The sequence below is a fragment of the Sediminicola arcticus genome (genome assembly GCF_040566695.1).
Lineage (GTDB): Bacteria > Bacteroidota > Bacteroidia > Flavobacteriales > Flavobacteriaceae > Sediminicola > Sediminicola arcticus.
In genome coordinates this window covers 1-26,159 of record NZ_JBEXAE010000002.1, presented here as the reverse complement: position 1 = coordinate 26,159, position 26,159 = coordinate 1, and the positions used below count along the sequence as shown (strand labels likewise).

General features: G+C 38.5%; 19 protein-coding genes and 2 tRNA genes. 6 read left to right on the top strand and 15 right to left on the bottom strand.

Features of this window, described 5'->3' with window-relative positions; genetic code table 11:
• Nucleotides 1–5: 5 nt before the first annotated feature.
• The 7 genes from ABXZ36_RS03815 to porV all read right to left on the bottom strand — a co-directional run bounded on the left by ABXZ36_RS03815 (nt 6) and on the right by porV (nt 6,939).
• Complete coding sequence (locus ABXZ36_RS03815) at nt 6–608, bottom strand: SprT-like domain-containing protein (protein ID WP_354614161.1); 603 nt, start codon at nt 606–608, stop codon at nt 6–8.
• On the bottom strand, nt 609–1,289 hold the full coding sequence (locus ABXZ36_RS03810; RefSeq protein ID WP_354614160.1) for an SDR family NAD(P)-dependent oxidoreductase: 681 nt from the start codon (nt 1,287–1,289) through the stop codon (nt 609–611).
• Nucleotides 1,289–2,332, bottom strand: a complete 1,044-nt coding sequence (locus ABXZ36_RS03805; protein WP_354614159.1) for a M28 family peptidase — start codon at nt 2,330–2,332, stop codon at nt 1,289–1,291. Before ABXZ36_RS03805 ends, ABXZ36_RS03810 begins: the two co-directional genes overlap by 1 nt.
• 83 nt (nt 2,333–2,415) lie before the next feature.
• Nucleotides 2,416–4,071, bottom strand: coding sequence for a pyruvate dehydrogenase complex dihydrolipoamide acetyltransferase (locus ABXZ36_RS03800; RefSeq protein ID WP_354614158.1), 1,656 nt, complete (start codon nt 4,069–4,071; stop codon nt 2,416–2,418).
• 4 nt (nt 4,072–4,075) lie between these two features.
• On the bottom strand, nt 4,076–5,074 hold the full coding sequence (gene pdhA / locus ABXZ36_RS03795) for a pyruvate dehydrogenase (acetyl-transferring) E1 component subunit alpha (RefSeq protein ID WP_354614157.1): 999 nt from the start codon (nt 5,072–5,074) through the stop codon (nt 4,076–4,078).
• A gap of 166 nt (nt 5,075–5,240) precedes the next feature.
• Nucleotides 5,241–5,726 carry a cytidine deaminase gene (cdd, locus tag ABXZ36_RS03790; protein WP_354614156.1) on the bottom strand — a complete coding sequence of 162 codons (486 nt, stop codon included), beginning with the start codon at nt 5,724–5,726 and terminating at the stop codon, nt 5,241–5,243.
• A 67-nt stretch (nt 5,727–5,793) separates the two neighbouring features.
• Nucleotides 5,794–6,939 (bottom strand): type IX secretion system outer membrane channel protein PorV, encoded by a 1,146-nt coding sequence (gene porV / locus ABXZ36_RS03785; protein WP_354614155.1) that lies wholly within the window; start codon nt 6,937–6,939, stop codon nt 5,794–5,796.
• Between the two features lie 431 nt (nt 6,940–7,370).
• Here porV and gldJ point away from each other — a divergent pair, with 431 nt between their 5' ends.
• The gene (gene gldJ, locus ABXZ36_RS03780) at nt 7,371–9,035 is read left to right on the top strand and encodes a gliding motility lipoprotein GldJ (protein WP_354614154.1); all 1,665 of its coding nucleotides are present in this window, start codon (nt 7,371–7,373) and stop codon (nt 9,033–9,035) included.
• A gap of 237 nt (nt 9,036–9,272) precedes the next feature.
• Complete coding sequence (locus tag ABXZ36_RS03775) at nt 9,273–10,547, top strand: UDP-N-acetylmuramoyl-tripeptide--D-alanyl-D-alanine ligase (protein ID WP_354614153.1); 1,275 nt, start codon at nt 9,273–9,275, stop codon at nt 10,545–10,547.
• Nucleotides 10,548–10,655: 108 nt separating this feature from the next.
• On the opposite strand, the gene ABXZ36_RS03770 is transcribed toward ABXZ36_RS03775, so the two are convergent.
• Nucleotides 10,656–10,730: transfer RNA gene (locus ABXZ36_RS03770), tRNA-Val, on the bottom strand.
• A 335-nt stretch (nt 10,731–11,065) separates the two neighbouring features.
• On the opposite strand from ABXZ36_RS03770, the gene ABXZ36_RS03765 reads away from it, so the two are divergent.
• Nucleotides 11,066–12,049: a carbohydrate kinase family protein gene (locus ABXZ36_RS03765; RefSeq protein ID WP_354614152.1), complete on the top strand. Its 984-nt coding sequence runs from the start codon at nt 11,066–11,068 to the stop codon at nt 12,047–12,049.
• Between the two features lie 92 nt (nt 12,050–12,141).
• Here ABXZ36_RS03765 and ABXZ36_RS03760 read toward each other — a convergent pair.
• From ABXZ36_RS03760 to ABXZ36_RS03730, 7 genes are all read right to left on the bottom strand, one after another.
• A tRNA-Val gene (locus ABXZ36_RS03760) sits at nt 12,142–12,216 on the bottom strand.
• Nucleotides 12,217–12,322: 106 nt separating this feature from the next.
• A complete protein-coding gene (locus ABXZ36_RS03755) occupies nt 12,323–13,534 on the bottom strand; it encodes a bifunctional folylpolyglutamate synthase/dihydrofolate synthase (RefSeq protein ID WP_354614151.1) in 1,212 nt (403 codons plus the stop codon).
• 3 nt (nt 13,535–13,537) lie between these two features.
• Complete coding sequence (locus ABXZ36_RS03750; protein WP_354614150.1) at nt 13,538–14,377, bottom strand: energy transducer TonB; 840 nt, start codon at nt 14,375–14,377, stop codon at nt 13,538–13,540.
• Nucleotides 14,378–14,764 (bottom strand): ExbD/TolR family protein, encoded by a 387-nt coding sequence (locus tag ABXZ36_RS03745; RefSeq protein ID WP_354614149.1) that lies wholly within the window; start codon nt 14,762–14,764, stop codon nt 14,378–14,380.
• Nucleotides 14,765–14,773: 9 nt separating this feature from the next.
• Complete coding sequence (locus ABXZ36_RS03740) at nt 14,774–15,466, bottom strand: MotA/TolQ/ExbB proton channel family protein (RefSeq protein WP_354614148.1); 693 nt, start codon at nt 15,464–15,466, stop codon at nt 14,774–14,776.
• A 49-nt stretch (nt 15,467–15,515) separates the two neighbouring features.
• Nucleotides 15,516–16,847 (bottom strand): sodium:proton antiporter NhaD, encoded by a 1,332-nt coding sequence (nhaD, locus tag ABXZ36_RS03735; RefSeq protein WP_354614147.1) that lies wholly within the window; start codon nt 16,845–16,847, stop codon nt 15,516–15,518.
• 16 nt (nt 16,848–16,863) lie between these two features.
• Nucleotides 16,864–18,090, bottom strand: coding sequence for a Glu/Leu/Phe/Val dehydrogenase dimerization domain-containing protein (locus ABXZ36_RS03730; protein WP_354614146.1), 1,227 nt, complete (start codon nt 18,088–18,090; stop codon nt 16,864–16,866).
• A 317-nt stretch (nt 18,091–18,407) separates the two neighbouring features.
• Between ABXZ36_RS03730 and ABXZ36_RS03725 the strand changes: the two genes are divergently transcribed.
• The 3 genes from ABXZ36_RS03725 (at nt 18,408) to ABXZ36_RS03715 (ending at nt 25,861) form a co-directional block, all read left to right on the top strand.
• Nucleotides 18,408–19,550 (top strand): acyl-CoA dehydrogenase, encoded by a 1,143-nt coding sequence (locus ABXZ36_RS03725; protein WP_354614145.1) that lies wholly within the window; start codon nt 18,408–18,410, stop codon nt 19,548–19,550.
• A gap of 327 nt (nt 19,551–19,877) precedes the next feature.
• The gene (gltB, locus tag ABXZ36_RS03720; RefSeq protein WP_354614144.1) at nt 19,878–24,386 is read left to right on the top strand and encodes a glutamate synthase large subunit; all 4,509 of its coding nucleotides are present in this window, start codon (nt 19,878–19,880) and stop codon (nt 24,384–24,386) included.
• A gap of 8 nt (nt 24,387–24,394) precedes the next feature.
• Entirely contained in the window at nt 24,395–25,861 is a 1,467-nt protein-coding gene (locus ABXZ36_RS03715) for a glutamate synthase subunit beta (protein ID WP_354614143.1), read from the top strand.
• Nucleotides 25,862–26,159 lie beyond the last annotated feature (298 nt).

Here is a 26,159-nt window from a genome sequence, read left to right as displayed (position 1 = left end):
TATTTTTAATCACTGATCAATTCAACCTCTGCATTGGGCTGAAATATATATACTTTCCCTGTGGCTATCTCTACACACTCGTACCGCTTTACCCTTTTGTTCCCTTTCTTAAACAACTTGCCATTATAAATCCTAAAAACACTACCGAAGGGAAGTTCAAAAATATAGGAATTATCTTTATTTTGATGATCAAGCTGTTTTAGGGCTATAGATAATTTAGCATCTGTGTCACTACTTGCTTTGGGGTTTTTAAAATGGTTTGCCAACAATGGCAATAGCTTTGAGGGAAATATTTCTGGGCGAATAAACGGTAACATCAAATATTGAAATGTTCTTTTCCATTCTAGGCCATGCGGCAATATCCGTCTTCCATATTTCTCAAAGGCAACCAAATGGGCAACTTCATGAACCAATGTAATCAAAAACCGATACTTGTTCAAGGAAGAGTTTACTGTAATATGGTGCAACCCATTGGGTAACCTTCTATAATCTCCATGCCTCGTTACACGCTCGTTTACAATTTTAAGATGCACCCCATTGTCCTTGATTAAAACCAAACAAGGTTCAATCGCTCTTTCAGGGAGGTATTTTTTTAAAACTTCGTTCATTTATGGGGTACTGTTAGATACCTGTAGCATTTTTCCGTTGTATAGTTTATGTCCCGATAAGGCGAAATCTTTGATATAGGAAGCCATTTCAAGAGCAGTCACTGGTGCTTGATACCCAGGAAAGGCCTCTTCCAACATTTCTGTTTGTACTGCCCCCAAGGCCAATACATTAAATGAAGGTCCACCTTCCTTAAATTCCTCTGCCCATAATTCCGTCAAGGTAATAACAGCACCCTTACTGGAACTATAAGCTGCCAATCCCGGAAATTTTGCACTTCCCTGTACGCCTCCCATAGAACTAATAGTAACCACGTGACCCTTTTTAGACATATGAGGAATCACACTCTGAGTGATACGAGCGACTCCAAAAACATTTACCTTATAGACCTCTTCAAATTCCTCCATAGACGAATCCAAAAAGGGCTTGTTTAACAATTTACCCGCATTGTTAATTAATACGTCTACGCAGGACCAAGTTTTATTGATAAAGTCTTCCATTCTCTGTATATCTTCCTTTTTGGAAATATCAAATGAAAAACTTGTGATGTTTTTATGTTTTAACTCAGAAATAGGCTTTTCATTTCTAGAGAGTGCCAATACTTGATGGCCTTCATTCGCGAAAAGCTGAGCCATTTCAAAACCTATACCCCTACTAGAACCTGTTATGATAATATTTGACATTAATTGTATTTTATTTCTTTAATAGGTGCATTGATGATTTTTTCCAAGACTGGATACATTTTATTTACAAAATTTGCCATATGCTCGTAATCCATAATTTCTGGCTCATCCCCTACTTTATGATAAAAATCAAAATTAGTAAAATCAAAAGTGCAATAGGTCTGGGAAGGCACGGAAAATTCTGTGTCAAATGGATAATTGTCCGATCTTTGAAACAAGTTATACTCCTTTGCCGTGGGCAAGAACCCTACCAACTTTTCCCCAGCGTAACCATTACTAATAGCTGCTAAATTAGACATTTCGTAACCGGTAACATATACATAGTAATCCTTTTCAACTAAGGGCACACCTACCATTTCAAAATTTAACATGGTATATAAATCTAGGTTTTTAGATTTTAATCTCTTTGCCAAATGGGCAGAACCCAAAAGTCCTTTTTCCTCCGCACTAAAGAGCGCAAAAATTAGGCTTCTCTTATTATTATTTTTGTTCCCAAAATACCTTGCAAACTCCAATACAGTTGTGGTACCTGACGCGTTATCATTGGCCCCATTGGCAATTGTGTCTCCATTCTCAGGAGCAATAAGTCCAATGTGGTCATAATGGGCACCGATTACAACAAATTCATTTTTAAGTACGGGATCCGTCCCTTCCAAGACCCCCACAATATTATAGGCGTTGGTGTCCATATTGGTAAGAGTATCCTTATACGTAATAAAGTAAGGGTTTATATTGTTGTTTTTGAACACGGCTTCTATAAAATCTGCAGCCTTTTCAATACCCTCACTGCCAGTTTCCCTACCTTGAAGCTCATCTGAGGCTAAATAATCCATTATAACCCCGATTTTCGCTTTATCACTAAATACAGCAGTAGTAGCGCCATTGTCGGATGAACCATAAGCCTTAGTATTATCGGTAGACTCTACAATTTTCCCTTTAACACCTTCGGGACCTCCCACAACACCTGTTTGGGTTCCCATGGTTTGTGTGGAACCACAACCAACCAATAGTGCTAAAAGTGCAATCCTTATAATTTTTTTCATCCTTTTAAATTTGGATTTAAAGATAAAAAAAAGCACTCCAATATCATTGGAATGCTCTGTAATATAATTGTTAGCTATTGTTATTATGCCAACATAGTAACTGGGTTCTCTAAGAATGCCCTTAAAGTCTGCATAAACTGAGCTCCAGTAGCACCGTCAACTGTCCTATGATCACAGGCCAAGGTAACTGTCATGGTATTCCCTACCACAATTTGACCATTTTTAACCACTGGCTTTTCAACGATGGCCCCTACGGATAAAATTGCAGAGTTGGGTTGATTGATAATAGAGGTAAATTCTAAAATTCCGAACATCCCAAGGTTGGATACCGTAAACGTACTACCTTCCATTTCGGCAGGAGTCAATTTCTTATTCCTTGCTCTTCCAGCTAAATCACGCACAGATACCCCTATTTGGGTAAGTCCCATCTGATCCGTGAATTTCAACACAGGAACTACAAGTCCATCTTCAACAGCAACAGCCACTCCCACGCTAACATGGTGATTGTAACGGGTGGTATCACCATTCCATGAAGTATTTACTTGCGGATGCTTCTTTAAAGCCATTGCACATGCCTTAACCACCATATCATTAAAAGACACTTTAGTATCTGGTAAGCTATTTATCTGTTCTCTTGAAGCTTTGGCATTGTCCATATCCACTTCTATAGTAAGATAGTAATGTGGTGCGCTAAATTTAGATTCTCCCAATCTTTTTGCGATTACTTTTCGCATTTGGGAATTCTTCACCTCTTCACTACTTTCCTCGCCTACGGGTGCAGCAAATGCAACACTTTGTGCTTTTCCTGCAGAAGTCTCCGTTTTCTCTGATATAGGTGTCCCAGCTGAAGCCTTTTGTGCTGGCTGGTAGTTCTCAATATCCTTCTTTACAATCCTTCCGTGATCTCCACTTCCTGTAACAGAGGACAGATCAATTCCTTTTTCATCGGCTATTTTTTTAGCCAAAGGTGAAACGAAGATTCTTTTGCCATCACTAACGGCCACTGATTCTGATGAAGGAGAAGATTTTACCTCTTCTTTAACTTCCTCTTTCTTTTCAGTTTTCGCTGCTGGGGCCTTTTCGCTTGAAGATTTTCTATCTAAAAGACCTTCTACTTTAGTGCCCTTTGGCCCTATAATAGCCAAAACAGCATCAACAGGCGATGATTCTCCTTCTTTAATCCCAATATATAATAAGGTTCCAGAGTAGAACGATTCAAATTCCATAGTAGCCTTATCGGTTTCAATCTCCGCAAGGATATCTCCTTCTTCAATCTCATCACCTACTTGTTTCAACCAAGAAGCAACTGTTCCTTCCTCCATGGTATCACTTAAACGCGGCATTTTAATAATTTCTACACCTTCGGGAATTTCAGTAGTTTCAGAAGCACTTTCGGAGGTATTATCGTCAGATTTAGACAGCACTTCCGCTTCTTCTTTTTCTGCTTCGGTTGAATTTGAAGATGTTGCACCCCTATTCAAAAGTCCAGAAATATCTTCCCCTTCTTCGCCAATAATGGCCAATAGAGAATCAACAGGAGCACCATCCCCTTCTTGAATACCGATATGGAGCAATGTACCTTCGTGAAAAGATTCAAATTCCATAGTTGCTTTGTCCGTCTCGATTTCGGCTAAAATATCACCTTCCTCAATTTTGTCCCCTACTTTTTTAAGCCACTTAGCTACCGTACCTTCTTCCATGGTATCGCTAAGTCTTGGCATATTAATTACTTCTGCCATCTACTTATAATTTATGTGGTAAAAATGGATAATCCTTTTGCTCGTATACCATATCGTACAATTGTTGCACTGGCGGGTAGTCCGATTCATCAGCGAATTTTTCGCATTCGGTAACCAAGTCTTTTACACGCTTATTTATTTTCTTGATCTCATCATCTGAAGCGTATTTATTTTCCTTGATGATCTCCAATATTTGATTGATAGGGTCTATTTTTTTGTATTCCTCAACCTCGTCTTTTGTCCTGTATTGCTGGGCATCAGACATTGAGTGACCTCTATATCTATATGTTTTCATTTCCAAAAATGTTGGTCCACCACCACTTCTGGCTCTTTCTACTGCTTTACTAACTTCTTTGGCCACTGTTTCTGGATCCATTCCATCTACCGGTCCACAAGGCATTTCGTAGCCCAAGCCCAATTTCCAAATATCTGTTGAAAAAGAGGTTCTGGCGACAGATGTGCCCATGGCATATCCATTATTTTCACAGATAAAAACAACTGGTAATTTCCAAAGCATGGCCAAGTTGAAACTTTCGTGCAAGGAACCTTGTCTAACGGCTCCATCACCCATATAACAAAGCGTTACAGCGTCCCTTTTAAAATATTTATCAGCAAAAGCCATTCCAGCGCCTAAAGGAATTTGGCCACCAACAATTCCGTGACCTCCATAGAATCCCTTTTCCTTGGAAAAGATATGCATAGATCCTCCCATACCCTTTGAAGTACCCGTAACCTTACCGTATAATTCCGCCATCACCCTTCTTGGGTCTACACCCATTCCGATGGGCTGTACGTGGTTACGATATGCCGTAATCATCTTATCCTTAGAAAGGTCCATAGCATGCAAGGAACCTGCTAAAACTGCCTCTTGCCCATTGTACAAGTGCAAAAAGCCTCTTACTTTCTGTTGAATATAGACTGCGGCTAGTTTATCCTCAAATTTTCTCCACAACAACATGTCCTCATACCATTTAAGGTAGACTTCTTTGGTTATTTTTTTCATTAATTCAGTATTTATTGAAGCTTATGTATCAAACAAGGGAACAAAAATACACATAAATTTAATAGAGAAAAAGTATTGAAGAAAAAGCTAGTAAGAAACCACAAAAAGATGGGAAAATATAAAATTACCCCTGTTTTTGGGCTAATTTTTAGGCGAAAAATTATGTTTATCCCAAAAACGACTTGCCAAAAGCCAATGGGAGAATATCCCCAATAGAATTGCATTTTATGACCTCACCGGTCTCCCCCATCAACATCAAAGGAATGGGTGTCTCTTGTTTTTGTTCGTATTCGGATATAGCTTGTCTGCAGTTACCACATGGAGCTGCCGCCTCTTTAACTATATATTTTTCCGAAGTTGCAGTAATAGCAATTGCCTTAATATGCACACCTGGATATTTTGCTCCTGCATAGAAAACAGCCACCCTTTCCGCGCATAGTCCTGATGGATAAGAGGCATTTTCTTGATTGTTTCCAATTACAATTTCTCCATTTTCTAGCAATACGGCCGCACCCACTAAAAAGTTGGAATATGGGGCATAGGCATTTTTTCTGGAAGCAATAGCAGCATTCATAAGTTTTTGATCTTCTATAGACAAGTCGTCGAAGCTGTCAAAAACGGTCATCTCAAAGGAAATGGTCTGTTTTCTCAAGAAATATTATTTTAGCGGTTATTGTATGATTTCAAAGATACTATACCCAATAGGAAGCTTACTTAAATTAATCATTTAAAATTTCTTCCCCTAAATTAAATGTTAGTGAAAATCTAAGTGTATTCTCCAAAGGATTTTTCACCTTAGAAGAAGAGAATAAGTATGATAGATCTATCTGTGTCGCCTTAAATTGGAACCCCGCTCCTAAAGTGAAAAATTTTCTAGACCCCTTAACTTCACTCTCATTAAAATAACCCGTACGTAGCATAAACGAGTTTTGATATTTATATTCCAAACCCAAAGCCCAGGTAACTTCCTTTAGTTCTTCGTTAAATCCATCGGGAGCATCGCCAAAGGATTCAAAGATACCACTAAAGAATCCAATTCTTTGATATTCTTCATTATCGGCTGAATCCACATCACCGTCACCATCAAAATCTCTTGGAGTTGGCACCAATAACTTATTAAATTCTGAAGTTATCCCTAAAACATTGTCTTGATCTAAGATAAAATCAAAACCAGCACCAAACTTTAAGTTAGTAGGTAAAAAATTTCCCTGTCCACCTTGATCATAGGCTATTTTGCCTCCTAGATTGGACACGTTAAAACCTGCCCTCCATCTACCATCAAAATTATTATAGGCAATTTCCCTTGATCGGTAATACCCAGCTACATCCACTGCAAATGAACTTGCTGCCTGAGAATCAGCGCCGGCATCATCCTGAAACTTTAAATTTGAGCTAATGAACCTTCCAGCAACAGCCATAGAAAAGGTCTGACTCAATTTCAAGGAATATGAACCATCCAACGCCAATTCATTTGGTTTTGCAATGGTTCCTGGATCATTCGCAAACTGCCTCAATTCTATTTCACCCAGTGTGAAATAGCGCAAACTAAAGGCGAAAGCACTTCTGTCATTAAATTTATTATAATACCCTGCGTTTAATAAGGCTATGTCTGTAATAATACTTTCTAAGTACGGGGTATAACTCAATCCTATTCCCATTTTCCGTTCTGCAAATGCAAATTTAGCCGGGTTCCATTGCTGTGAAAAGGCATCTGTAGAAGTTGCAACCCCCATATCTCCCATACCAGCCGCCCTAGCATCTGCAGCGATAGTCAAAAAAGGAACTGCGGTTGTGATTACCCTATCTTCCTGTCCGGATAATTTACAAACCAAAACCAATAATGCAAGTGTGAATATTTTTTTCATTTTCTACTTTTGATTAAGCAAGATCTCAAAAATGCCCATTTAAATTGGTTACCTTAAGAAATGAGTTGTATTACAATTTAACGGACAATTTGCCAATATCTTATATACTTTTCAAAAAAAATCGATGATTCCATCAACATCATCCATTAAACAACAGGAATGATCCTATTTTAATTCCCAAAGATATACTTCACTAGTCCCAAAAAGAATAAGGACCAATCATACTATTCTTGGCTTTATACCGTTATGGCTTTTGTAAGCATTAACTATGCGAATCACAATGATCAGAATTAATGAAAAAAAATGTAAAAGCATAAAATATTATGCGCTTATCATCGTTCTTATAGCCAAATGCAAATCATTTTAAATCATAATACGAATCCCAAACTACTTAATAGCGGTTTATATTTTTTTGAACTCAAGTCCTAATTATGAAAAAACAATTTATCAAAGTTGTACTCTCTTGTATAGTGGTAATAGGAAGTTTTACTAGTTGTAGCAAAAACTCCTCATCATCCAAGAATACGTCCAGAGCTACCGGCTGGAAAATTAATGACAAAGAAGGTGGTTTCCAATTTAATTCAGATTTTAAGGAGCAAGAAACCGCTCCCGGTCTTGTTTTTGTGGAAGGTGGAACCTTTACAAAAGGTAAAGTACAGGATGATGTGATGCACGATTGGAACAACACTGCTACCACTCAACATGTCCAATCCTTTTATATGGATGAGACAGAAGTAACTAATGTTATGTATCTAGAATACCTAGATTACCTAAAAAGTGTTTACCCTCCCGACAATCCTCAGTATGCACATATTTATACAGGTGCACTTCCTGATACGTTGGTTTGGAGAAACAGATTAGGGTTTAACGAAACCATGACCAATAACTACTTGCGCCATCCTGCATATGCAGAATATCCTGTAGTAGGTGTGAATTGGGTGCAGGCCACTCAATTTGCTGAATGGAGAACGGACCGCGTTAACGAGGTAATGTTGGAACGCGAAGGTTATTTGGCAGAAGACGCAAAATATCAGGCCCTAGATGGGGAAGGTAGTGGTACCTTTAGTACTGAAGCCTATTTAATGAGACCAGAATCTGTATACAACGGAAGTATTGACTCCTTACAAGGGAAGAAACAAAAAGATTCCGTTAATGTCTTTGCTAAAAGAAGCAGTGGAATTATTTTACCTGAATATAGGTTACCTACGGAAACCGAGTGGGAATATGCTGCTCAAGCTCAAATTGGATCTAGGGAATACAATAATTATAGAGGAAGAAAAAAATATCCATGGGAAGGTGACTACACCAGAAGTGGACAAAGAGTAGGAAGAGGTGATCAATTGGCCAACTTCAAACAAGGAAAAGGAGATTACGGCGGAATTGCTGGCTGGTCAGATGATGGTGCGGATATTACTGCTGAAGTAAAATCTTATAAGTCTAATGATTTTGGACTGTATGATATGGCCGGAAATGTTGCGGAATGGGTTGCCGATGTATACAGACCTATTGTGGATGATGAAGTAAGTGATTTCAACTACTTTAGAGGTAACGTATATATGAAATCTGCTATAGGAGAAGATGGAAAAGTAAATGTGCTGAGGGATGAAATAGTATACGATACCTTACCGAACGGAAAAATAGTAGCAGTCAATCTGCCTGGAGAAGTAAAAATGGTTCCGGTTGACGAGAATGAAACCTATTTGAGAACTAATTTCTCTTCTAGTGACAACAGAGGTTATAGAGACGGTGAACCGGGATCTACAAGATACTTTGATCAATTCAGTGAAGATGAGGAGGAGGACAATACAAAAAGTATGTACAACTCACCAAAACATAAAATTGAGGTAGATTCAGTTGGGAATTTAGTAGGAAAATACGATAAGTCCAATAACAGAAACACCTTGATCAACGATGAAGTTAGAGTCTTCAAAGGAGGTTCATGGAGAGATAGAGCGTATTGGTTAGATCCGGCACAACGCAGATACATGCCACAATATATGGCTACCGATTATATTGGTTTTAGATGTGCAATGTCTAGGGTAGGTTCTAAATCTAAAACTAAAAACAAAATGATACGATCTAAAAAAGCAAAATAAGCCTTCGTAAAATTCAAAAGATTCAAAAGCCCTGTTCTCAGGGCTTTTTTTATGCCCCTACATTAAATGTATAAATCAAATAACGGCACACCTTAGCCTTCTCACCTAACGAAAGCATTTTAGAGAATATCTAATTTTAGAATAATTGAATATATTTATATCTATAAATAAGCGAGGTTTTCCTTTTTGGTTTTATCTTGCTTTCGATTTGAAATACAAAATCCCCCCCTTAATTAGATGACTATACATGAATTACATAAGGTATTTTTGGAATCTCATTCCGTAAGTACGGACACCAGAAATATAACGGCTAATTGCCTTTTTTTTGCCTTAAGAGGTGACAATTTTAATGGTAATGAATACGCAAAAGAGGCTATCAAAAAGGGAGCTCGTTATGCCGTTGTGGATGATCCTACCTACCATTCCGATGGCGAAACTATATTGGTAACCGATACCTTAAAAACACTACAGGAGCTTGCTAATTTCCACCGTAAGTATAGTTCAGCCAAAGTCATCGCTCTCACCGGAAGCAATGGCAAAACCACCACTAAAGAATTAATCAATGCCGTGCTTTCCGTGAAGTACAAAACAGTGGCGACAAAAGGCAATTTGAACAACCATATAGGAGTACCATTAACCCTTTTGAATATAAAACCCGATACCCAATTAGCGATACTTGAAATGGGGGCCAACCACAAACTAGAAATTAAATTCTTATGTAGTTTGGTCGAGCCTGACTTTGGTTACATCACCAACTTTGGCAAAGCACACATAGAGGGATTTGGAAGCGAAGAAGGAGTCATTACCGGTAAAAGTGAACTTTACCAATTCCTACTTTCAAACCATAAGACTGTATTCTTTAACGGAGATGACCCCATCCAAAGAGAGAAATTAAAAGACTATCCAAATAAATTAGGATATAGTCAGGACGATCCTAATTTATTCAAAATTAAGAGTTTGGGTGCCCATCCTTTTGTGGCCCTAGAATCACATGGGATAAAAATACAATCAAGCTTAATAGGGAACTATAATTTTACCAATTGTTGTGTCGCCATTCTTATTGGTGATTATTTTAAAATTCCTATGGTCGACATAAAAATTGCAGTTGAACGTTATCAACCAAAGAACAACCGCTCTCAAATCATCCATAAAAATGACAACCAAATTATTTTGGATGCCTACAATGCCAACCCAACCAGTATGAAAGCCGCTTTGGAAAACTTTGCTGCCATGGAAGGGGAGAACAAAACAATATTTATTGGGGATATGTTTGAACTAGGAGATACCGCCGCTAAAGAGCATCAGTACATTGCTGACTTAGCAGCAGCTTCAAAATTTGATACTGTCTATCTTATAGGAGAGAATTTTTTCAACACACAAAGCCCTTTGCTAAAATTTAAAACATTCGGCGATCTTTCTAAGCACCTAAAAAATAGAGCCCCAAAAGGAAGTAATGTTCTAATAAAAGGATCTCGTGGAATGGCATTGGAACGAATTTTAGACCTTATTTAGGCAAATAAATGGGTGACTTTTCATCTCCGCGCTTTCATAAACCAATAAGACCTTGACTAGAAATATAAAATCCATCCCGTTACTACGAGATGGATTTAGTGATTGGTGTGGGACATACTGGATTCGAACCAGTGACCTCTGCCCTGTCAAGGCAGCGCTCTAAACCAACTGAGCTAATACCCCATAAACGAGGGTGCTAATGTAAAGCTTATTTTGGATTAGAAAAACTATAAAATTCATCAATTTTGACCTACCAGGGGTTTTTTCTAACACCTATTGTGCCATTAAATCTTTTTCCTTAGGATCATAATGTACTAAGAATTTCTAGTTTGAAAGATTAAATCAGCATAAGTTTTTACGATAATTTCGCCTCCCTTTTATTTCCATTTTTCAAAAATAAGATTTACAACGAATGGTAGTTACAAAAAATTAATCATTGGAAAATTCAAAAAATTCGTATATTTTAGAACACCTAAGATATAGTTCACAATAATTAGATAATCAAAGCAAACCATCGCATGGCAAAATATAATATTGCGGTTCTTGGCCCAATTCCAAGAGATCATATTACAACCCATAGAGGAGAAATAATTGAAAAGTACGGTTGTGCCACACATACGGCTATTGGATTATCCCAATTATTAGGAAATGAAGGAACAGTCCATCTCGTGTCTCATGTTCGAAAAAAAGACGAAGCGCCCATTAAAGAAATTCTATCGGCATACCCCAATATAAATACTGAACATATCACTTCAGAGTTAGATCAAGGAGACGTTATCAGCCTAAGGTTTATTGACCAGAACAACAGATTAGAGAAACAAACTGGATTCATGAATCCAATTATTCCGGAAGATTTAAAATCACTATTACATTGTGATGTTTTTGTATGTGTTCCCATTACAGATTATGAAGTGCCCCTTGAGACCCTAAAGTATATAAAACAAAATAGTACAGGCACCATTATTTTTGATGCCCACGGACCCACCAACACGGTGACAATGACAGGAGATAGATTGGTTAAATTTTGGATCGACATGGATCAATGGCTACCCTTTATAGATGTTTTAAAAATGAATCTAGAAGAGTCTAAATGCTGTTGGTTTGAAAAAGAATTCGAACTAGAAAACCTAAAACATGTTAACGACGAAAGTACAGATCATTTAGCATCCTTTGCTGAACACTCCTTGAATAAAGGTGTTAAATCATTAATTGTGACTTTAGATTCAAAAGGAGGAGCAGTTTTCTTCAAAAAAGAGGATAAAGTTCATCAAGAAATGGTTCCCTCTATAAAGGTAAGCCACGTGGTAGACACCACAGGCTGTGGTGATTCTTTCGCAGGTGGTCTTGGGTATGGACTACTAAAAGATAAGACTAATTATATAAGGGCGGCTAGATATGCTAATGCCTTAGGAGCCCAAAGGACGCAAGGTCGTGACTTTAGTGTTTTCAAGAATATTGAAGAGACCAATAAGATATTATTGGAAACCTATGGCATCGTATAAGCTGAATTTAGATACTTAACGATGTCTATAGAATTCTAAGTGGCTGTTTTAACGAAAAAATCCCGTTCACATAGTGAACAGGATTTTTTTTGTGGGCCCTACTGGGTTCGAACCAGTGACCCCCTGCTTGTAAGGCAGGTGCTCTGAACCAGCTGAGCTAAGAGCCCGTACTTGTAAATCAATCTTTCAATTAATTTTCCACTTCTAAATTCTCGAAGCGAGTGCAAATATAGTATAGTTTTTGAAATCCCAAAAGAAAAAAATGCAAAAAAATCAAACTACTTCTGCGACCACAAAATTACTGCCACCCACGTATATAAGATCAGAACTTTTGGCTATTTGCTTTGCGGCAACAAGTGCTTCATTTACAGAATTATACACCTCCCCTACCAATCCAAATTCTGAAGCTTTTTCTTTGAGTACCCATTCATCCAACTTCCTTTCAATCTGTGGGGCACAAAAATAATACGATGCTTCCTTTGGAAAGAGCGGTAAAATTGCTTCGAGATTCTTTTCCTTTACAAAACCCAAAACCAAGTGTAGGGCGTTATACTTTTGTTGATGAATTTGCTGTAATACCACGGCAAAGCCTTCACTATTATGAGCTGTATCGCATATCACTAAGGGTTTTTCGCCAAGTACCTGCCATCGTCCCATTAATCCCGTGTTCTCTGCAACTTTAAGAAGTCCAGCTTTGATATGCTCTTCATTTACATTATAACCCTTAAGTAGTTTCAATGTCGCCAGTACCCCTTTTACGTTCATTTTTTGATAATTCCCGAGTAAGGAGGAAATATAATCGGGTAATTCTTCCTTTGCGGCAAAGACGATGACTGCATCTCGTGACTGGGCAGCTTCCATAAATACGGAAGCAATTTCTTGTTGATACTCACTTATCACTACTGGAACATTGGGTTTTATAATCCCTGCTTTCTCGGAAGCGATCTGAGATAAGGTGGAGCCCAAAATATCCATATGGTCCAATCCAATGTTGGTAATCAAAGACACTTCGGGGATTATAATATTAGTGGAATCGAGCCTTCCTCCCAAACCCACTTCTATAATGGCTATATCTACTTGCTCAATGGCAAAGAAGTCAAAGGCCATTCCCACGGTCATTTCAAAGAAGGAAAGTTTGTTCTCGCTAAGGAACATTTTGTTCTTCTCTATAAATGTTATTACATAATCTTTATCAACTTGAATCCCATTGATCTTGATGCGCTCCCTAAAGTCCTTTAAATGGGGCGATGTATAAAGGCCTACCTTATATCCTGCCTCTTGAAGTACAGAGGCCAACATATGGCTACTAGACCCTTTACCATTGGTGCCGGCAACATGAATGGTCTTAAAATTTTTTTCGGGGTGATTTAAATGATCTACGAGTTTTAATATATTGTCCAGCTTTCCATTAAAGGCAGACTTTCCCTTCTGCTGATACATTGGAAGTTGTGCAAACATCCAATCCAAGGTTTCTTGATACCCCATGAATTACTCCCCCAATTTAAAATTGACAACAACAAATCCTATTTGTTGACTAGGAGCATTGGAATCTAGGTTCCATTTGTGCATAAATGCGGTTCTTTTTGCAGGATCCAAAAGACAAGGACTGTTATTTGTTGTACCTTTTACTCCAGGAGTGGCACTGACCACCTTCCCGTTTCTATCCACTATAATTTTAACCACAACCCTACCTTCTTCGTTGCATTCTTGTTGAACCTTTCCCTGGCTCACCAAGGATCTCCCATTTAATCCATACCCTCCGGTTCCAGAACCAGAACCAGCACTTCCGTAGTAGCTCGTAGCATAAGGATCTCCATCTGGCTGTCCTTTATCCCCTGCCCTATTATCGTTGCCCTCACCGCCTGTTGCCGTTCCATCATTTTTTGGACCGTTTATGATACTTGATAGGGCATCAGTGGTAGATTGGGAGGGCTTGGGCGTTTCCACAGGCTTCTTTACCTCTTCTTTAGGTTTCGGGTCTACCTTGGGTGTGATTTTAACCTCTTTCTTCTTAGGAGGTATAACCGGAGCGTCTATATCTTCACTCGTTAAGACCTCCTCCATTTTCTCTTTTGGGGTCTCTGTTACCGTAGCCTCTAATTTTTGCTGCGGTTGCACTTCTTGTTTAGGTGCTGTTTTGATAAGTTCTTTTGGTTGTACGTTTCCAGAACCAAATTCCATGGCACCAAAATTAACAGAAATCCCATTTTCTATAGGCGGGTCCATATAGGTAAGACCTATATAAAAAAGCAAAAGAAGAAGTGCACTTAACAAAACTGTTGTAAGTGTAAAAGACTTCTTCTTATGTTTTGTATCTAAAAATGACATTTAATTGGGTCGCACGGCCAAAATGACCTTATAATTGTTCCTATTAGCGATTTCCATAACGTTTACCGCCTCTTTTATAGCAACACTTTCTTCTGCCCTCAAAATAATTGTAGGCTTCTCTTGTCCTTCCAGTGCCTTTTTTAATTCAATTTCAACGTATGCTCCATTTATCCTTTGGTTATCTATATAATACTCCAAATCTTTGGTAATGCTTACAGATACATTTTGAGTATTGGTAGATTTGCCTTTTGCCTTAGGCAAAAGTAAATCCAGTGCATTGGGAGAATTAGCTGTGAGCATGAAGAAAATCAGCAACAGAAACACTATGTCCGTCATAGAGGACATGCTAAAATCTGGACTGACTTTGTTTCTTCCTTTTAGTTTCATAGCTATGGATTAAAGAGGTTCGTTCAACAAATCCAAAAATTCAACAGCATTAGCTTCCATCTTATGAACTACCTTGTCTGTTCTGTTGACCAAATGGTTATACCCTATATACGCAATAATACCAACTATTAGACCTGCTACAGTGGTAGTCATTGCCGTATAAATACCAGAAGCCAAGGAGCCCATCTCTGCCTGACCCCCATTGCTTGCCATTTGATGAAAAGCAAGAATCATTCCAATTACCGTTCCTAAAAACCCTATCATTGGGGCAGCACCTGCAACGGTTGCTAGAACACTGATGTTCTTTTCCAACTTGTAAACTTCTAAGGTCCCTGCATTTTCAATGGCTTTATTGATATCGTCTAATGGCTTTCCAATTCTGGAAATCCCTTTTTCAGTCAATCTAGCCACAGGAGAATCTGTTTGAGCGCACAACAATTTTGCTGCTTCCAACTTGCCATTGGACACATGGTCTCTAATCTGATTCATGAAATTACTATCGATCTTGGAGGCCGCCTTTATGGCAAAAATACGCTCAAAATAAATGTACAGCGCCACGAACAACATGACAAACAATACCGATATAATAAGGATACTTCCAGTACCCCCATCGACGATCAAATCGATAACGGAAAGTGTTTTTTCCTCTGATACAACTGCGTCAACAGCTGGATCTTGGACAAGATCTTGAAATAATAACATAGGTTCTCTTAATTAGTGTTGCCGTTATAACGGTTATTTGTCATTTAAATTATGCGTTCAATATTAAATCTCTCAACAAAATAAATGCTACGGCTCCAGCCAAGAATCCTACCAAGGCCAACCATGCTATTTTCTTTAAGTACCAGAAGAAATCTATCTTCTCCATTCCCATGGCTACTACCCCAGCTGCAGACCCAATGATAAGCATACTTCCACCAGTTCCTGCTGAATATGCTATAAAATGCCATAATGGACTATCCATTCCCTGGGAGAACATCCCAATACTAGCAGCTACTAAAGGTACGTTATCTATAACTGCTGAACCAACACCTAGCAACATCACTACGATATCTGTATTTGGTATGGCCGAATTTAATCCTTCTGCAAAATGGAACAGCATACCCAAAGACTCTAGGGCGGCAACTGCCAATAATATTCCCAAGAAGAACAAGATACTTGGTAACTCAATTTTAGACAATGAAGCATGAACAGGGCTGTGTTGTGCGTGTGCGTCACTCTCTCCATCCACATTGGACAGACTAAACTTAGTACTACTATATATCTCTGCAAAAGTAGCCACAATTGCCAAGGACAACATCATTCCTACATAAGGAGGAAGATGGGTGATTGTTTTAAAGAAAGGAACAAAAACAATCGCACCTAATCCAAGGTACAACATGTTAGACCCAAATTTTGATTTAGGAATTTCCTCCTCAAATTCGCCCTCTATATTGCCCTGAAAAGCTTTGAATCTGCTTGCAATAAAAGTAGGCACCACCATACATACAACAGAAGGTAAAAATACATGCTCCACCAACTGCAAGGCAGAAACCTTATTGGCAATCCATAACATGGTAGTCGTTACATCACCAATAGGAGACCATGCTCCACCGGCATTTGCTGCAATAATAACCATACCGGCAAACCACAATCTGGTTTCTCTATCCTTAATTACCTTTTGTAAAATTGTAATTAAAACTATGGTAGCTGTTAGGTTGTCTATTATTGCAGAAAGTATAAAAGCAAGGATGGAAAACAACCACAATAACTTTTTCTTACTCCTTGTTTTAATAAATCCTTTTATGGTGGCAAAACCATCAAAGTAATCTATGATTTCCACAATGGTCATGGCTCCCAACAAGAATACCAGAATTTCCGCTGTTTTGCCCAAATGATGTAACAATATATCATCAATATGAGAGGGTTCTAGCTCCCTTAACTCAGCATTAACCTCAAATACAGGCATGTGCGTTAAGGCTATGATTGCCCATAGCAATGCCATCATCGCCAAAGCGGGTATGAGTTTATCAATTTTTAAGTTGTGCTCTAGGGTTATTGCCAAATAACCCACAATAAATACAATAATAATAATGCTCTCCATTTTCGGTCGGTTTAATTTATACTAATTGTTTCAATGCAATCTCAAAGGCTGTTTTGCTCAAATTTACTTTAGATGCGTTTTGTTTAAATATATTCAAAATAGCCTTACGTATGGTTTCAGAAGTATCTTGAAATATCAATTCGTCATCCATGGGTACCCTACGCTCCATAAAATAGGCAAACACTCTTGCCATTCCACAATTGGAAATAAAGTCAGGAATCAAACTTACTTTTTCATCTGTATACTCCATAATAGGGCCGAAGAATATTTCCTTATCCGCAAATGGAACATTAGCCCCGCAGCTAATTACCTCCAAACCAAAATCGATCATGTTCCCTATCTGATCCTTTGTGATTAAACGCGATGCCGCACAAGGCGCAAATATTTCTGTTTGAATGCTCCAAATCTTATTATTGATCTCTTCAAAGGACATCATCCCATCAGCGACCAGCGTATTCCCTTTTTTCTCTAGATAAAACGACTTTATTTCGTCAAATGTAAATCCTTCCTCCTTTATTACTCCGCCGTCTCGGTCAATAATGCCTACTACCTTTGCACCCATTTGGGCGAAATAAAAAGCAGCTGCAGCACCAACGTTGCCAAAACCTTGGACCACTGCCCTTTTTCCTTTGACAGTACCTCCAAAAATATCGTAATAATGTCTTACGGCCTCAGCAACTCCATACCCAGTGATCATATCTGCCACAGTATATTTCCTAGCAGTAGAAGGCGAGTACTTTCCACTTTCCAAGACTTTAATTACACCAAGTCGCAATTGGCCAATTCTGTTAATCTTATCGGCTTCTGTTGGCTTAAAATGACCATTAAAAACCCCTTCTTGAGGATGCCAAACACCAGAATCTTCAGTAATTGGAATCACCTCATGTATTTCATCTACATTTAAATCCCCACCAGTTCCGTAATAACTTTTCAACAAAGGCGAAACTGCACGGTACCATCTTTCCAACACCCCTTTTTTTCTAGGATCACTTGGATTAAAATTAATACCAGATTTTGCACCACCTATAGCAGGACCAGAAACAGTAAACTTCACCTCCATGGTCTTTGCCAAGGAGAGCACCTCGTTCATATCCAAACCTTCTCGCATTCTTGTTCCTCCACCTGCAGCTCCTCCCCTAAGAGAGTTTATTACGGTCCAACCCTCTGCTTCCGTTTCTGGATCTTTCCAATTAAAAACAATTTCAGGGGCCTTATTTTCGTAGATACTAAGTAACTCTTTCATTATAATCGTTTTATTAAATTTTTGTAAACTAACATTAAATGCATGCTGCCTTCATAATCATTACGTTATTCGCTTTTAGCGAAGCTAATGCTGTCTCATAAGTTACCTATTTAATACAACCGATATTTTCAAACTGCCACAAATATAAAAATATTGATTTGGTTTTCCGTTTTTTAACCTTTGCTATTGAAAAATAATTTTCATGCAGATAATTTACTTCTAGTTGATAAAAATCCGATATAATGCACAAAACTTAATTGAATATTTGTAAGCATAGCCGTATATTTGATGCACATTTTTAATCATATTGCATATTTATGGACTTTACATTATCAGAAGAGCAACTAATGATTCAACAAGCAGCTAGGGATTTTGCTCAAAATGAACTTCTCCCAGGCGTAATTGAACGAGATGAAGCTCAAAGATTTCCTACAGAAGAGGTAAAAAAAATGGGAGAATTGGGATTCATGGGAATGATGGTAAGCCCTAAATATGGTGGTAGCGGACTAGACACTTTGTCTTACGCCATTGCTGTAGAGGAATTATCTAAAATTGACGCATCGGCCTCTGTTATAGTTTCCGTAAATAATTCTCTAGTTTGTTGGGGTCTAGAAACATTTGGATCCGAAGCCCAAAAGGAAAAATACCTCCCTAGATTGACATCTGGAGAAATAATCGGAGCATTTTGTTTGTCAGAGCCCGAAGCCGGAAGCGATGCAACTTCACAAAAAACCACCGCCATAGACAAAGGCGACCATTATCTTTTAAATGGCACTAAAAACTGGATCACAAATGGTAATTCTGCAGAAGTGTATTTGGTCATTGCCCAAACCAATGTGGAAAAAGGCCACAAGGGTATTAATGCTCTAATCGTTGATAAAGGAACACCTGGATTTGAAATTGGTCCAAAAGAAAATAAACTGGGAATTAGAGGTAGTGACACCCATTCTATAATGTTCAACGATGTAATTGTACCTAAAGAAAATAGAATAGGCGAGGATGGTTTCGGCTTTAAATTTGCAATGAAGACCTTGGCCGGAGGACGTATAGGAATAGCCGCACAAGCCTTAGGAATAGCGGCTGGTGCTTATGAAATGGCAAAGAAATATTCTAAGGAAAGAAAAGCTTTTGGGACAGAGATTATGAACCATCAAGCCATTGCTTTTAAATTAGCGGATATGCACACACAAATAGAAGCTGCCCGTCATATGGTATATAAGGCCGCTTGGGACAAGGACAACGACAAAGATTACGATCTATCTGGAGCCATGGCCAAACTTTACGCCTCACAAGTCGCTATGGATACCACTATTGAGGCGGTTCAGGTACATGGCGGAAATGGCTTTGTAAAGGACTACCATGTTGAAAGACTAATGCGTGACGCAAAGATTACCCAGATTTATGAGGGTACTTCTGAAATTCAAAAAATTGTTATTTCTAGAAGCATCTTACGCGACTAAAAATCCTATTTAAATATTAAATGTAAAACACCCCCTATGAAAATAGGGGGTGTTTTACATTTAATCTAATTACATACAATATACCCCCTTATGATCTAAAATATTTATGGATTAATATCCTTTTTTTATTTACAACCCCCCTATTCCTTAGGGATACGCTATATCCAATTTTACTATTTATCAAATTGCTAAATATTAAACGTCTCAAAATTAAATATAAATATTTTTCAACGAAATATTCAAAACACTGCTTTTTTTGTTACATTATTATAAATAAGATGCATTTAACGCATCAAATATGATATTTTTGAATAAATACCATAATTTATGAAGTTGATAAAGCAAGGGTTGTACCTACCGGAATTTGAGCATGATAACTGTGGAGCAGGATTTATATGTAGTTTAAAGGGCAACAAGTCTAATGATATCATCCACAAGGCGCTTGAAATATTGGAGAAATTGGAGCATAGGGGAGCCGTAAGCTCTGACGGAAAAACCGGTGATGGTGCTGGAATCCTCATAGACATACCTCACGACTTCTTTACCGAAGTTTGCGATTTTGAACTCACCACAGCTGGCAACTACGCCGTTGGAAACATATTTTTACCACAAAAGCAAAATCAAAGAGAATTTTGTATTTCAATTTTTGAGGAAAACATCGCTAAGCAGGGCCTAAAATTACTAGGGTGGCGAGATGTTCCAGTTAATAAATCGATTCCCGGCAGAATCGCAACTGAAACAGAACCTTTTGTAAAACAAGTTTTTATTGCTAAAATGAATAACGATCAAAGTTTTTTTGACTTTAATCTAAAACTTTTTATTGCTAGAAAAACTACGGAACACACCATTATAGCCTCTAAACTTTCTGAAAGTAATTTCTTCTATGTCCCCAGTCTATCCACCAAAATAATCATCTTCAAGGGATTATTAATGCCCGAAGACATAAGCTTATATTATAGAGATCTAATGGATTCTCGTGTTGTTACACGTTTGGCATTGGTTCACCAGCGATTTTCCACCAATACGTTCCCAACTTGGGACTTGGCACAACCTTTTAGATACATGTGCCATAACGGTGAAATAAATACACTTAGGGGTAATGTTTCTAGAATGGTTTCCAGGGAAGAGCTTATGAAAAGTGAGTGGTTTGGTGATGAGATAAAAAAGGTACTACCCGTAATCCTACCTGGTAAATCTGATTCGGCTACAATGGATATGGTCGTAGAACTCTTATTAATGACTGGTAGATCCCTACCTGAAGTAATGATGATATTGGTTCCGGAAGCTTGGGAAAAGAATCCTTATATGTCCGAGGCTAAAAGAGCCTTTTATGAATATAATTCCTGTATGATGGAACCATGGGACGGTCCCGCTTCCATACCTTTTACAGATGGGAATTACATTGGGGCAGTTTTGGATAGGAATGGTTTACGTCCCTCCAGATATTCAGTAACCAAAGATGGATATGTTATTATGTCCTCTGAAGTTGGAGTATTAGACATAGCTCCTGAAAATATTGAGATGCACGGTAGATTGGAGCCAGGTAAAATGTTCTTGGTGAATATGGAGGAAGGCAGAATCATCAATGATGAAGAGATCAAAGAGGAAATTGCGCAAAGGCATCCCTACAAAATATGGCTTAAAGATAATTTAGTTCACTTAAAGGACATTCCTTATAACGACTGCCCTCTCTTCCTAAATGAAGCCTCTGTATCAAAAAGAAAATCGATTTTTGGATATACTCAAGAAGATATCAATACCATTATATTACCCATGGGAAAAACATCCAAGGAACCACTAGGTTCTATGGGGTCTGATACTCCTATTGCAGTTCTTTCTGAACAACCCCAGTTGATTTATAATTATTTTAAACAGTTGTTCGCCCAAGTAACGAACCCACCTTTAGATGGAATTCGTGAGGAGTTAATTACGGATATCAGCTTAACCTTGGGTAGCGATCATAATATTTTCGATTTTACAGAAAAGCATTGCAGAAAATTAAAGATCCAAAACCCTGTTATTTCCAAAGAAGACTTAGATAAGATTAAAAATTACGACGCCAGCCCAGATTATAAGGTTGTTTCCATACCTACCTTATACGAAATATCCAAAGGCCTCAATGGTCTAGAGGATGCGTTGGCATCCTTATTAAAGCAAGCTGAATCCGCTATAGACGAAGGTGCTAATATTATCATTTTAACAGATAGGAATGTCAGCAAAGATCTTGCACCTATTCCTGCACTATTAGCCTGCTCTTCGGTAAATAGTGGTTTACAGAGAATACGAAAACGATCTCAGTTAAGTGTAATCATTGAATCTGCCGAACCCAGGGAGGTACACCATTTTGCGTTATTGTTCGGATTTGGTGCCAGCGCTATTAATCCCTACCTAGTCAATGAAATTATAGCAGAACAAATAAAGGAGCATGACATTACAGACTATTCCTTTGAAGAAGCTATAAAGAATTACAATAAGGCAATAGGAAAAGGCATTCTTAAGGTGATGAACAAAATAGGAATATCTACCTTAAATTCTTACCGTGGATCGCAGCTATTCGAATGTGTAGGTCTTAACACCAAAGTGGTAGATAAATATTTCCCCAATACCCCTACAAGAATTCAAGGTATAGGACTATATGAAATAGAAAAAGAAATTGCCAGACGCCATCAGAGGGCTTATAAAACTCAAGATGTTGCTGCAGAATTGGAATTGGAAATAGGCGGTGAATATAGATGGAGAAGGGATGGTGAAAAGCATGCCTTTAATCCGATGACCATTGCCAAGCTACAAAAATCGGTACGCAACAATGAACCTGAATCATTCAAGGAATTCTCAGCGTTGGTCAACGAGCAGTCCAAAGGCCTTATGACCATTAGGGGTTTATTCGAGTTTTCTAACTATGATCCCGTTCCTTTAGAAGAGGTAGAACCTTGGACCGAAATTGTAAAAAGGTTCAAAACCGGTGCCATGTCCTATGGATCTATTAGTAAAGAAGCTCATGAAAATTTGGCCATTGCCATGAATAGAATAGGCGGAAAAAGCAATTCTGGGGAAGGCGGAGAAGATGCAGAACGTTTTTATAAGAATCAGACTGGCGATTGGAAAAACAGCGCCATAAAACAAGTCGCATCAGGTAGGTTTGGAGTCACCTCCAATTACCTTACCAGCGCCAAGGAAATACAGATAAAAATGGCCCAAGGTGCTAAACCTGGGGAAGGTGGGCAATTACCTGGACCAAAGGTTAACCCCTCCATAGCAAAAACGAGAAATTCCACCCCTTACGTAGGATTGATTTCTCCTCCTCCACATCATGACATCTACTCCATTGAAGATTTATCGCAATTGATTTACGACCTTAAATCGGCTAATAGGGAAGCTCGTATAAATGTAAAATTAGTTTCAGAGATAGGAGTTGGTACTGTTGCTGCGGGGGTTTCTAAAGCCAAAGCCGATGTTATCCTAATCTCTGGGCATGACGGTGGCACAGGAGCTTCACCCCTAACCTCTTTAAAACACGCTGGACTTCCTTGGGAACTTGGAATCGCTGAGGCACAACAAACTTTGGTTATGAACGACCTTAGAAATAGGGTTGTTTTGGAATGCGATGGTCAATTAAAAACAGGTAGGGATGTAGCCATTGCCTGTTTACTAGGGGCCGAGGAGTTTGGCTTTGCCACGGCACCATTGGTTGCTTCAGGATGCATTATGATGCGAGTTTGTCATTTGAACACCTGTCCTGTAGGAATAGCCACTCAAAACCCGGAACTACGTAAGAAGTTTGAAGGCAAACCAGAACATGTAGTAAATTATATGTATTTCGTTGCTCAAGAATTGAGAGAGATTATGGCCCAATTAGGCTTTAGAACCATAAATGAAATGGTTGGTCAGGTACAAAAATTAGATCGAAATAAGGCCATTTCACATTTCAAAGCAGAGGGGATAGATTTAACCCCTATCCTGCACCAAGTAGATGTCCCAAAAGGCACAAAGTTCTACAACACCCAAGCACAGGAACATCATGTAGACAAGTCTATTGAATTTGAAATTATTGGTAAAGCACATCCCGCCTTATTTAGAAAGGAAAAAATAGCACTAGATTTCCCAATATGCAATACAGATAGGGCAGTAGGCGCCATTATTAGCAATGAGATTTCTAAAATCTATGGTGCTGAGGGTCTTCCAGAAAACACGCTGAAATTAAACTTTACAGGCTCCGCGGGACAGAGTTTTGGTGCTTTCGCTACCAAAGGACTAACGATGATCGTTAATGGAAATACTAATGATTACTTAGGCAAAGGTCTTTCTGGGGCGAAATTAATTATTAAGGTTCCGGACAAGTCTACCCTTAAGCCTGAAGAAAATGTGATCACAGGTAACGTTACCCTCTATGGAGCAACTTCAGGAGAAGCCTATATCAACGGGAAAGCAGGAGAACGTTTTTGCGTGCGTAATTCAGGGGCCCATGCTGTGGTTGAAGGAATTGGTGATCACGGATGTGAATATATGACAGGTGGTATCGCTGTAATCTTAGGCCAAGTAGGCAGAAACTTCGGTGCTGGAATGAGTGGGGGAATAGCTTTTGTCTTGGACGAAAAAGGCACGTTCGATAAAAATTGCAACAAGGAGGCCTTAAACTTACTATCGGTAAATGAAAACGAGGACATCTTACAACTGAAAACCCTCATAGAAAACCATTACAATGCAACGCTTAGCCCAATTGCTCAGCGCATTTTAGAGAATTGGGAGGATATATTGCCCAAATTCATCAAAGTCTTCCCAGAAGAATACAGACAAGCGTTGATACGCCTTGAGGAAGAAAAACTAAAAACAATATAATCGAAGATATGGGAAAGATAACAGGATTTTTGGAATTCGATAGAAAAATAGAAGAATACACCCCCGTGGAGGAACGCATAAAGAACTTTAAGGAGTTTACGGTACCTCTAAAGGAGAGTGATCTTAAAGATCAAGGGGCCCGATGTATGGATTGTGGTATTCCATTTTGTCATAGTGGATGTCCGTTGGGAAATCTTATTCCCGATTTTAATGATGCTATTTACAAAGGCAAATGGGAAAAGGCGGCTAAAATACTTCATTCTACAAATAATTTCCCAGAATTTACGGGAAGGCTATGTCCAGCACCTTGTGAAGAGGCTTGTGTTTTAGGTATCAATGAAGACCCTGTGTCCATTGAAAATATAGAGAAAAACATTGTAGAAACAGCTTTCGCCAAAGGCTGGGTTACGCCAGAACCCCCAACTAATAGAACAGGAAAATGCATTGCCGTCATTGGTTCTGGACCTGCAGGTCTTGCTACTGCTCAACAATTGAATAGGGCTGGCCATTTGGTAACAGTTTTTGAGAGGGACGAAAAAGTTGGTGGACTTCTACGATATGGAATTCCAGATTTTAAAATGGAAAAACATGTAATTGATAGAAGGATAAAGGTTTTGGAAGCTGAAGGTATAATTTTTAAAACGGGTATTAACGTAGGGGTAGATATCACTGCAGATGAGCTTAAAAGTGAATTTGATGCTATGGTATTATCTGGTGGGGCAACTATTAGAAGAGGACTTCCCACAAAGGGAGCTAACCTAAAAGGTGTTGTACAGGCTATGGATTTCCTCAAGCAGAACAATAAACGTGTTGATGGAAAAAAAGATTTAGGAGAAGAAATCAAAGCCACTGGTAAGGATGTCATTGTTATTGGTGGTGGTGATACGGGATCTGACTGTATAGGAACGTCCATTAGACATGGAGCAGTTTCCGTTACCAATTTTGAAATAATGGAAAAAGCTACCTTAGAACGTCCACAGGACCAACCATGGCCATTTTGGCCTATGAGGCTTAGGACTAGTTCCTCCCATAAAGAAGGGGCAGAGCGCTTCTTTAGTATCTCCACCAAAGAATTTGTTGGAGACAAGGACGGTAATTTAAAAGGATTAATTACAGCCGAAGTAGAATGGATTCACAAAGCAGGAGATCGACCTAATTTAAAAGAAGTTCCGGGGACTGAAAAAGAATGGAAATGTGAACTTGCTCTATTGGCGTTAGGCTTTACTGGTTCTGAAACAACTATAGCTGACCAATTAGGTTTAGAAATGGATACAAGAACCAATGTTAAGGCTTCTATTAACAATTATATGACCAATGTACCAGGCGTATTTGTGGCTGGTGACCAGAGACGCGGACAATCGCTTATCGTATGGGCTATTTCAGAAGGAAGACAAGCTGCATTTCATGTGGATACTTATTTAATGGGCTCCTCCAATTTACCATTAAAAGGTGATGGGGATTTGCCTAGGGTATAAAACACAATACTACATCATAAAAAAGACGCGTCTTTCAGAGGTACGTCTTTTTTGTATTACCTACTAAAATAAATCTATTTCCTATAAAACGATTAACGACTCCTTTTTAATCGATAATAAAATTGAAGTCCTGTATGGGGCTCCTCATTTTTGTTGGATCTTTTTTAATCATGAATATTAGATTTACACACAACAAACTTTCATTTTATGGCATAAAAAAACCCTTCATCGTTAGATGAAGGGTTCTCCAAAAAAAGGCGGCGACCTACTCTCCCACTTGGTATAGCAGTACCATCGG

Bases quoted from the DNA above. Each gene is read 5' to 3' on its own strand.
- ABXZ36_RS03815 (WP_354614161.1), bottom strand. From the start codon at position 608: ATGAACGAAGTTTTAAAAAAATACCTCCCTGAAAGAGCGATTGAACCT.
- ABXZ36_RS03810 (WP_354614160.1), bottom strand. From the start codon at position 1,289: ATGTCAAATATTATCATAACAGGTTCTAGTAGGGGTATAGGTTTTGAA.
- ABXZ36_RS03805 (WP_354614159.1), bottom strand. From the start codon at position 2,332: ATGAAAAAAATTATAAGGATTGCACTTTTAGCACTATTGGTTGGTTGT.
- ABXZ36_RS03800 (WP_354614158.1), bottom strand. From the start codon at position 4,071: ATGGCAGAAGTAATTAATATGCCAAGACTTAGCGATACCATGGAAGAA.
- pdhA (WP_354614157.1), bottom strand. From the start codon at position 5,074: ATGAAAAAAATAACCAAAGAAGTCTACCTTAAATGGTATGAGGACATG.
- porV (WP_354614155.1), bottom strand. From the start codon at position 6,939: ATGAAAAAAATATTCACACTTGCATTATTGGTTTTGGTTTGTAAATTA.
- gldJ (WP_354614154.1), top strand. From the start codon at position 7,371: ATGAAAAAACAATTTATCAAAGTTGTACTCTCTTGTATAGTGGTAATA.
- ABXZ36_RS03775 (WP_354614153.1), top strand. From the start codon at position 9,273: ATGACTATACATGAATTACATAAGGTATTTTTGGAATCTCATTCCGTA.
- ABXZ36_RS03765 (WP_354614152.1), top strand. From the start codon at position 11,066: ATGGCAAAATATAATATTGCGGTTCTTGGCCCAATTCCAAGAGATCAT.
- ABXZ36_RS03755 (WP_354614151.1), bottom strand. From the start codon at position 13,534: ATGGGGTATCAAGAAACCTTGGATTGGATGTTTGCACAACTTCCAATG.
- ABXZ36_RS03750 (WP_354614150.1), bottom strand. From the start codon at position 14,377: ATGTCATTTTTAGATACAAAACATAAGAAGAAGTCTTTTACACTTACA.
- ABXZ36_RS03745 (WP_354614149.1), bottom strand. From the start codon at position 14,764: ATGAAACTAAAAGGAAGAAACAAAGTCAGTCCAGATTTTAGCATGTCC.
- ABXZ36_RS03740 (WP_354614148.1), bottom strand. From the start codon at position 15,466: ATGTTATTATTTCAAGATCTTGTCCAAGATCCAGCTGTTGACGCAGTT.
- nhaD (WP_354614147.1), bottom strand. From the start codon at position 16,847: ATGGAGAGCATTATTATTATTGTATTTATTGTGGGTTATTTGGCAATA.
- ABXZ36_RS03730 (WP_354614146.1), bottom strand. From the start codon at position 18,090: ATGAAAGAGTTACTTAGTATCTACGAAAATAAGGCCCCTGAAATTGTT.
- ABXZ36_RS03725 (WP_354614145.1), top strand. From the start codon at position 18,408: ATGGACTTTACATTATCAGAAGAGCAACTAATGATTCAACAAGCAGCT.
- gltB (WP_354614144.1), top strand. From the start codon at position 19,878: ATGAAGTTGATAAAGCAAGGGTTGTACCTACCGGAATTTGAGCATGAT.
- ABXZ36_RS03715 (WP_354614143.1), top strand. From the start codon at position 24,395: ATGGGAAAGATAACAGGATTTTTGGAATTCGATAGAAAAATAGAAGAA.